The sequence below is a fragment of the Leifsonia sp. KNZ12-8B genome (genome assembly GCF_056755495.1).
In genome coordinates this window covers 1-7,509 of record NZ_JBPGXM010000160.1, presented here as the reverse complement: position 1 = coordinate 7,509, position 7,509 = coordinate 1, and the positions used below count along the sequence as shown (strand labels likewise).

At 70.4% G+C, this 7,509-nt stretch carries 6 protein-coding genes; all 6 read right to left on the bottom strand.

Features of this window, described 5'->3' with window-relative positions; all coding sequences use genetic code 11:
• Positions 1-68: 68 nt before the first annotated feature.
• The 6 genes from ACR9ZG_RS17000 to ACR9ZG_RS16975 all read right to left on the bottom strand — a co-directional run bounded on the left by ACR9ZG_RS17000 (position 69) and on the right by ACR9ZG_RS16975 (position 7,413).
• On the bottom strand, positions 69-2,087 hold the full coding sequence (locus ACR9ZG_RS17000) for an ABC transporter ATP-binding protein (RefSeq protein WP_481286030.1): 2,019 nt from the start codon (positions 2,085-2,087) through the stop codon (positions 69-71).
• Between the two features lies 1 nt (position 2,088).
• Positions 2,089-3,834, bottom strand: a complete 1,746-nt coding sequence (locus ACR9ZG_RS16995) for an ABC transporter ATP-binding protein (protein ID WP_481286029.1) — start codon at positions 3,832-3,834, stop codon at positions 2,089-2,091.
• 207 nt (positions 3,835-4,041) lie between these two features.
• Positions 4,042-4,596, bottom strand: a complete 555-nt coding sequence (locus ACR9ZG_RS16990; protein WP_481286028.1) for a dihydrofolate reductase family protein — start codon at positions 4,594-4,596, stop codon at positions 4,042-4,044.
• Positions 4,597-4,629: 33 nt separating this feature from the next.
• Entirely contained in the window at positions 4,630-5,031 is a 402-nt protein-coding gene (locus tag ACR9ZG_RS16985; protein ID WP_481286027.1) for an SRPBCC family protein, read from the bottom strand.
• Positions 5,032-5,086: 55 nt separating this feature from the next.
• The gene (locus ACR9ZG_RS16980) at positions 5,087-6,658 is read right to left on the bottom strand and encodes a transporter (protein ID WP_481286026.1); all 1,572 of its coding nucleotides are present in this window, start codon (positions 6,656-6,658) and stop codon (positions 5,087-5,089) included.
• On the bottom strand, positions 6,640-7,413 hold the full coding sequence (locus ACR9ZG_RS16975) for an ABC transporter ATP-binding protein (protein WP_481286025.1): 774 nt from the start codon (positions 7,411-7,413) through the stop codon (positions 6,640-6,642). The genes ACR9ZG_RS16980 and ACR9ZG_RS16975 overlap by 19 nt, the downstream gene beginning before the upstream one ends.
• Between the last annotated feature and the right edge of the window lie 96 nt (positions 7,414-7,509).

Genomic DNA, 7,509 nt, shown 5'->3' with positions numbered 1-7,509 from the left:
GAATTCCGCTGGAATTCCGACCGAACGGCGCCCCTCGATGGGTGGTGGGACGGCAGCACGGGCGCGGGTCAGGAGGCGGGGACCTCCTCCGGCTCGCCCGCCTCGGCCTCCTCCTCCGTGGCGGCGCCGCGGAACTGCGTCATGTAGAGGTCGTAGTAGGCGCCGCGCTTCTCGAGCAGGGTGGCGTGGTCGCCCTGCTCCACGATGCTGCCGTTCTCCATCACGAGGATTGTGTGGGCGTCGCGGATGGTCGAGAGCCGGTGCGCGATCACGAACGACGTGCGGTCGGTGCGCAGCGCCGCCATCGCGTGCTGCACCAGCAGCTCGGTGCGGGTGTCGACCGACGACGTCGCCTCGTCGAGGATGAGCAGCGACGGGTTCGCGATGAACGCGCGCGCGATCGTGATGAGCTGGCGCTCACCGGCCGAGACGTTGCCGCCGTCGGCCTCGATCTTGGTGTCGTACCCGTCGGGCAGCTGGCGGACGAAGCGGTCGACCATCGTGGCCTTGGCGGCCTCCACGACCTCCTCGTCGGTCGCGTCGAGGCGGCCGTAGCGGATGTTCTCGCGGATGGTGCCCGAGAACAGCCACGCGTCCTGCAAGACCATGCCCACCTGGCCGCGCAGCTCGGCCCGCGACAACTCGGTGGTGTCGATGCCGTCGAGCCGGATGCTGCCGCCGTTGAGCTCGTAGAACCGCATGATGAGGTTCACGAGCGTCGTCTTGCCGGCGCCGGTCGGGCCCACGATCGCCACGGTCTGGCCGGGCTTCACCGACAGGCTGAGGTCGTGGATGAGCGGAACGGCCGGGTCGTACGAGAAGTCGACCTGCTCCAGCTCGACGCGGCCGTCGGCCCGCTCCGGCAGGTGCCGGGTCTCGTGGTCAGGGGTCTGCTCGTCCGCATCGAGGAATTCGAACGTGCGCTCGGCCGACGCCACGCCCGACTGCAGCATGTTCGCCATGCCCGCGATCTGGCCGATCGGCTGCGAGAACTCGCGCGAGTACTGGATGAACGCGGTCGCGTCGCCGATCGTCATCTGGCCCGACGCCACGCGCAGGCCGCCGACGACGGCGATCAGCACGTACGAGAGGTACGAGACGAAGTTCATCGCCGGCATGATCATGCCCGAGACGAACTGCGCGCCGACCTGCGCCGAGTGGAGCTTGCCGTTGCGGCCGTCGAACTCCTCCAGCATGACCTCGCCGCGGCCGAAGGCGCGCACCAGGTCGAGACCGGAGTACGACTCCTCGATGTGGCCGTTGAGCGATCCGGTCGCGTTCCACTGCTGCTTGAACAGCTTCTGCGACCGGGTGCCGATGACGCCCGCGATGATGCCGGAGAGCGGGATGGAGATGAGCGCGATCAGCGCCAGCTGCCACGAGACGATGAACATCATGATCCCGATGCCGATCACCATGAGCACCGACTGGATCAGCTGCGAGAACGCCTGCTGCAGCGCGGTCTGGATGTTGTCGACGTCGTTCGTGACCCGCGACATCAGGTCGCCGCGCTGGCGGGTGTCGAAGTAGCTCAGCGGGAGGCGGTTGAGCTTGGCCTCCACGTCGGCGCGCAGTCGGTAGACCACCCGCATGACGAGGGCGTTCAGGATGTACCCGTTCCACCACCCCAGCAGCGACGCCACGACGTACATCGCCAGCACGATCATCAGCAGCCGGCCGAGCTCGGTGAAGTCGATGCCCGTCCCCGGGATCACGCCGTTCTCGGTGATGGTGCCGACGGTGCCGGAGAAGATGACGTCGGTCGCCGAGCCGAGGATCTTCGGCGCGATCACGGTCAGCGCGACCGAGACCACGACGAGGAGGGTGACCCAGGCCATGCCGAGCCACTCCGGCTTGAGCAGGCCGAGCAGGCGCTTGAACGACGGCCAGAAGTGCTCGGCCTTCTTGGCGGGCGTGCCGCCGAACATGTCGCCGTCGGACTCGGTCGGCTCGAACTCGTAGTCGAGCTCTTCGAGGGTCGCCTCCTCGGCGAGCCGGCGGGCGGCCTCGTCGGCCTCCGAGCGCTTGCCGCGCCCGTTGCGGCGGCCGTTGGTCTTGTCGGTGTTCGTCTTGTCGGTGTTCGCCATCTCAGGCCACCTCCAGGCTCAGCTGCGACTCGACGATCTCGCGGTAGGTCTCGCTCGTCTCGATGAGTTCGTCGTGGGTGCCGGTGCCGACGACCCTGCCGTCGTCGAGCACCACGATGGTGTCGGCCTCGCGGATGGTCGACACGCGCTGCGCGACGACGATCACGGTCGCGTCGCCCGTCGACCGGGTGAGCGCCTGTCTCAGCCGGGCGTCGGTCGCGACGTCGAGGGCCGAGAAGGAGTCGTCGAACAGGAACACCTTCGGCTGGGCGACCAGCGCCCGCGCGATGCAGAGGCGCTGCCGCTGCCCGCCCGAGACGTTGGTGCCGCCCTGGGAGATGCGCTCGTCGAGACCGTGCTCCTTGGCACGGACGAAGTCCTCGGCCTGGGCGACGCGCAACGCCTCCCACAGCTCCTCGTCGGTGGCATCGGGGCGGCCGAAGCGGAGGTTGGTCGCGATGGTCCCCGAGAAGAGGTACGGCCGCTGCGGGACGAGCCCGAGCACGCCGGCGAGCTGCTGCCGGCTGAGCAGGTCGACCGGAACTCCGCCGATGCGGACCCGGCCGGACTGCGGCGTGAACAGGTCGGCGATCACCGAGACGAGCGTCGACTTGCCGGAGCCGGTGGACCCGACGATGGCCGTCACCTTGCCCGGCTCGGCGGTGAAGCTGACATCGCTGAGCACGGGGTGCTCGGCGCCGGGATAGCCGAAGGTGACGCGGTCGACCTCCACCCGGCCGTCCGTGGGGAGCGCGTCGGCGCCGACGCCGTCGCCCGCCCCGTGGCCGGAGCCGGTCGGGACGGCGGTCAGCACCTCGTCGATGCGCTCGGCGCAGACCATCGCGCGCGGGATCATCATGGCCATGAAGACGCCCATCATGACCGCGACCAGGATCTGCAGCAGGTACTGCAGGAACGCGGTCAGCGCGCCGATCTGGATGTCGCCCGCATCCACCCGCTGCCCGCCGAACCACAGCACAGCAACGGTCGCCGCGTTGAGGATGAGCATGATGAGCGGGAACATCAGCACGAAGACGTTGCCGACCTTCACCGAGATGCGGGTGAGCGCGGCGTTGGCGTCGTCGTAGCGCGCGGTCTCGAACTTCTCGCGGACGAAGGCGCGGATGACGCGGATGCCGACGATCTGCTCGCGGATGACGCCGTTGACGCCGTCGATGCGCTCCTGCATGATGCGGAACATCGGCAGCAGCAGCGTGACCAGGATGCCGACGACGACGAACAGCACGACCACCGAGACCCAGATCAGCCACGAGAGCCCCGGGTCGACGCCGACGGCGAGGATGATGCCGGCGATGCACATGATCGGCGTCGACACCATGAAGTTCAGCGTCATCAGCACGAGCATCTGCACCTGCTGCACGTCGTTGGTGTTGCGGGTGATCAGGGTCGGCATCCCCCACCTCGCGAGGTCGAGCGACGGCAGCCCGTCGACCTTGCGGTAGAAGGAGCGGCGGATGTCGCGGCCGACCGCCATCGAGGCACGCGCGCCGAAGTAGGTCGCGGTGATGGCCGCGGCGACCTGGGCGAAGCAGACGAACAGCATCATGCCGCCGGTGCGCCAGATGAAGTCGGTGTCGCCGGTGACGACGCCCTTGTCGATGATCTGGGCGTTGAGGGTCGGCAGGTAGAGGGCCGCCAGCGTCGCGATCAGCTGGAGGAGCACGACGGCGACGACCGACCGCCAATAGGGACGGATGAAGCGCAGCGTCATTCGAACGAGAGTCACGATGGTTCCCCGGATTCGTGGTGTGGAGTGGGTGCGTGGAGCGGCGAACGCCCCAGTCAATCAGCCTCCCGCCGGCCCCGAACCGTCACGACGCTGTGTTGAGTGCCCCCGAACAGCGTCTACCGTAGCGCGACCGGACGACATCCGTGCTGGTGCATCCGTTTGCATCGAGCGTATGAACCCTTGCGGTCAGGTCGTGACCGCAAGTCACGCGGGCGTGTAGACCAGGTGCAGCACGCCGTTGTCGTAGGCGTCCTGCTGGCGCAGCCGGAGCCGCGTCGTCGGCGTGCCCTGCGGGAAGAGGTGCGCGCCGCTGCCGAGCACGATCGGATAGACGAAGAGGTGCAGCCGGTCGACCAGCCCGTCGGCGAGGAGGGAGCGCACCAGCGTGCCGCTCCCGCTGACGTAGATCGCGCCTCCCACGCCCTCCTTGAACGCGCGGACCCGCTCGGTGTCGTAGGCGCCGAGCGAGCGCGAGTTGCGCCAGGTCGCCTCCGCGGTCGCGTCGTCCAGGTCGCCGATCACCGTCTTCGGGGTGTCGTTGAAGAACGGCGCTCCCGGGTCGTCGTCCGCGGTGCGGGTCGACCAGGCCGGGGCGAACATCTCGAACGTCGTGCGGCCGAGCAGGATGGCGTCGGAGGCCCGGGTGATCCGGCCGATGTCGTCGCCCATCTCGGGATCGAACCCGAACTCGGCCGTCCACCGGGGGTCCTCGAACACCCCGTCGAGCGACATGAACTCGTGGACCGCGATGGCGCCCATCGTCGTCTCCCTTCCGTCCGGTCCCCCGGATCCTCAGAGCACGGCCGGCAGCCGGTCGAGGCAGTCGTTCCAGCCCTGCACGTGCTCGCGCGCGGCGGCCTCGGTCGGGAAGCCGTCCTGCCGCACGGTCAGCCGGGTGCCGTCGGCCTCCGGCTCGAGCGAGAAGGCCACGCTCGTCTCGTCGTCCTCGCCGTCCCAGCGCCAGGTGGTCGCGAGGAGGCGGCCCGGCTCGACTGCGGTGACGCGCCCGCTCACGCCGATGCCGACCGGCTCGGACGAGACCCGGAAGGCCCCGCCCTCGCGGGCCTCCACGCGGGCGGTGGTCGCGAACCGCGGCGGCCAGAACCACCCGGCCAGCGCGTCGGCGTCCGTCAGCGCGCTCCACACCCGGTCCGGGGGCGCGGAGAGCCGGCGTTCGACGACGAGGCCGTTCATGCCGTCCATCCTGGGGCACGGACGGCGCCGCGTCCAGAGTGCGCAGCGCCCGGGTTCAGCCGTCCTTGCGCAGCTGCAGCAGCAGCTCCGGCGCGCGCGCGTCGAGCACGCGTCCGCCGACGCGGACGCCGACCGCCAGCAGGACGCCTCCGACCACCGCGCCGATCAGCAGGGCGAGCCAGCCCCACACCGCCTGCCGGGTGACCAGCGAGACGATCAGGAGCACGATCTCGGGCAGGCACAGCACCGCCATCACCGCCCAGGCCGCGAAGGTCGGGCCGAGCAGCGAGATGTTGGAGCCGGGGCGGGAGCGGAACGGGTTGTCGCCCGGCTCGGGCACCGGGAAGACGAAGCGCGCCGAGGTCACCGCGCACACCGCCGCTCCCGAGAGCAGCAGCCCGAGCGAGAGCCCGAGGATGCCGGGCGCCGGCAGCCAGTCGCCCTCCACCCCGGCCGACACGAGCGACAGGATCACCACGGCAGGCACGCCGAAGATCAGCATCGCGGAGGCGCGGCCCCAGCGGTCCGCCCATCCCGGCACGGCCTTGGAGATGTGCAGCGCGAACGCCGTGGAGTCGTACGAGACGTCGGCGATCATCCCGATGCCGAGCGCGAACGCGACCGCGGGCGCCGAGACGAAGATGTAGCCGTTCGAGTGGTTGAGGCTGGAGTAGAACCACATCAGCAGCGGCATCAGCGGGATGATGAGGAGCTGCCGTAGGTAGCGCGGGTCGCGGAACCAGTAGGTGAGGCAGCGCGCGGCGATGGCCCCGGCGGCCGTCCCCGGCAGGATGCCGAACAGTCCGAGCTTCCCCTGCGCCTTCGAGCGCGAGGAGGCGCGGGTCGGAGTGACCAGCGACCGCGCCAGCCCCCAGCGCCAGACCAGCCAGAGCAGGCCGATCGTGGCGAGCGCGATCAGCAGGCGCAGCAGGGCTCCGGCCGGGTCGCCCGCGGCGACGGCGGACGGGATGGCCCAGACCGCGCCGAGGGGCGACCAGGACAGTCCGTCGGCGACCGCCGGGAGGGCGTCGGCCGACGAGCGCAGCCCGCGGGTGATGCCGATGATGATCGGGCCGGCCAGGATGAGCGGGATCAGCACCAGGAGGCCGGACGCCTCCTTGAACCGCCGGCCGGACGCGAGCCCGCTCGCCATCGACGTGACGGCACGCGACGCGACGATGCACGTCGCGGCGCCGAGGGCGCCGGTGAGCAGCGCGACGACCGCGACGCCGGGCGCGGTCAGCCAGGTCAAGGAGGTCGCGAGCGAGGCGATGGTCGTGGCGGCGCCGGCGATGCCGACGGCGCCGCTCAGCAGCATCCCGATCATGAGGGTGTTGAGCGGGATCGGGTAGACCGCGAGCCGCGCGGGGTCGAGCGTCTGCTCCACACCGGAGAGCAGGAGCGGCAGGATCGCCCAGCCCAGCACCGCGGCCGAGCCGCCGAGCACCGTCGCGGTGCGTGCGACCTCAGCGGGCACGAACGCGAGCCCGATCAGTGCGGCGAGGATGACCAGCAGCGCGCCGACGCCGTAGATCGCTCCGATGATGACGGCGACCAGCTGGCCGGTGCTCCGCCGGAACGAGTTGCGCAGGACGAGCAGGCGCAGCCTTACGAGCGTCGCAACCACTCCGGCCCCTCCCCCACGCGGCGGCCGCCGACGAGCTCGACGAAGCGGTCCTCGAGCGTCGAGCCGGCGCGCACGTCGTCCACGGTGCCCGCGGCGACCACGCGGCCGGCGGTGATGACGGCGACGTGGTCGCACATCCGCTCCACCAGGTCCATGACGTGCGACGACACGATGACGGTGCCGCCGCCCTGCACGTAGCCGTGCAGGATGTCGCGGATGTTCGCGGCCGAGACCGGGTCGACCGACTCGAACGGCTCGTCGAGCACCAGCACGCGCGGGGCGTGCACCATGGCGGCGGCGAGCGCGATCTTCTTGGTCATGCCGGCGGAGTAGTCGACGACGAGCGTGCCTCCCGCCGATTCGAGGTCGAGGAGGCGCAGGAGGTCGTGGGTGCGCTCGGAGGCGGTCGGCCGGTCCATGCCGCTCAGCAGGCCCGCGTACTCCACGAGCTGCTCACCGGTCAGCCGGTCGAACAGGCGCACGCCGTCCGAGAGCACGCCGACCAGCGCCTTCGCCTGCAGGGGCTGCGCCCACATGTCGACGCCGTGGACGAGCACCTGGCCCGAGTCCGGCCGCAGCAGGCCGGTCGCCATGCTCAGCGTCGTGGTCTTGCCGGCGCCGTTCGGGCCCACCAGGCCGTAGAAGCTCCCCTCCGGCACGTCGAGATCGATTCCGTCGACGGCGATCTTCTCGCCGAATCGCTTGTGCAGCCCCCGGATGCTCACCGCGAGCCCGTGGTCGTCGGCCACGCGCACTCCCCCTTCTCGGGCGGCTCCGCCCTCGCGTCATGGATTCGATGCCAGCCTAGGGGACGCCCTTCCTCCCCCTCCTCCTGTCTCTTATACACATCT

Coding starts and splice junctions, on each gene's coding strand:
- ACR9ZG_RS17000 (WP_481286030.1), bottom strand. CDS start 2,087: ATGGCGAACACCGACAAGACGAACACCGACAAGACCAACGGCCGCCGC.
- ACR9ZG_RS16990 (WP_481286028.1), bottom strand. CDS start 4,596: ATGGGCGCCATCGCGGTCCACGAGTTCATGTCGCTCGACGGGGTGTTC.
- ACR9ZG_RS16985 (WP_481286027.1), bottom strand. CDS start 5,031: ATGAACGGCCTCGTCGTCGAACGCCGGCTCTCCGCGCCCCCGGACCGG.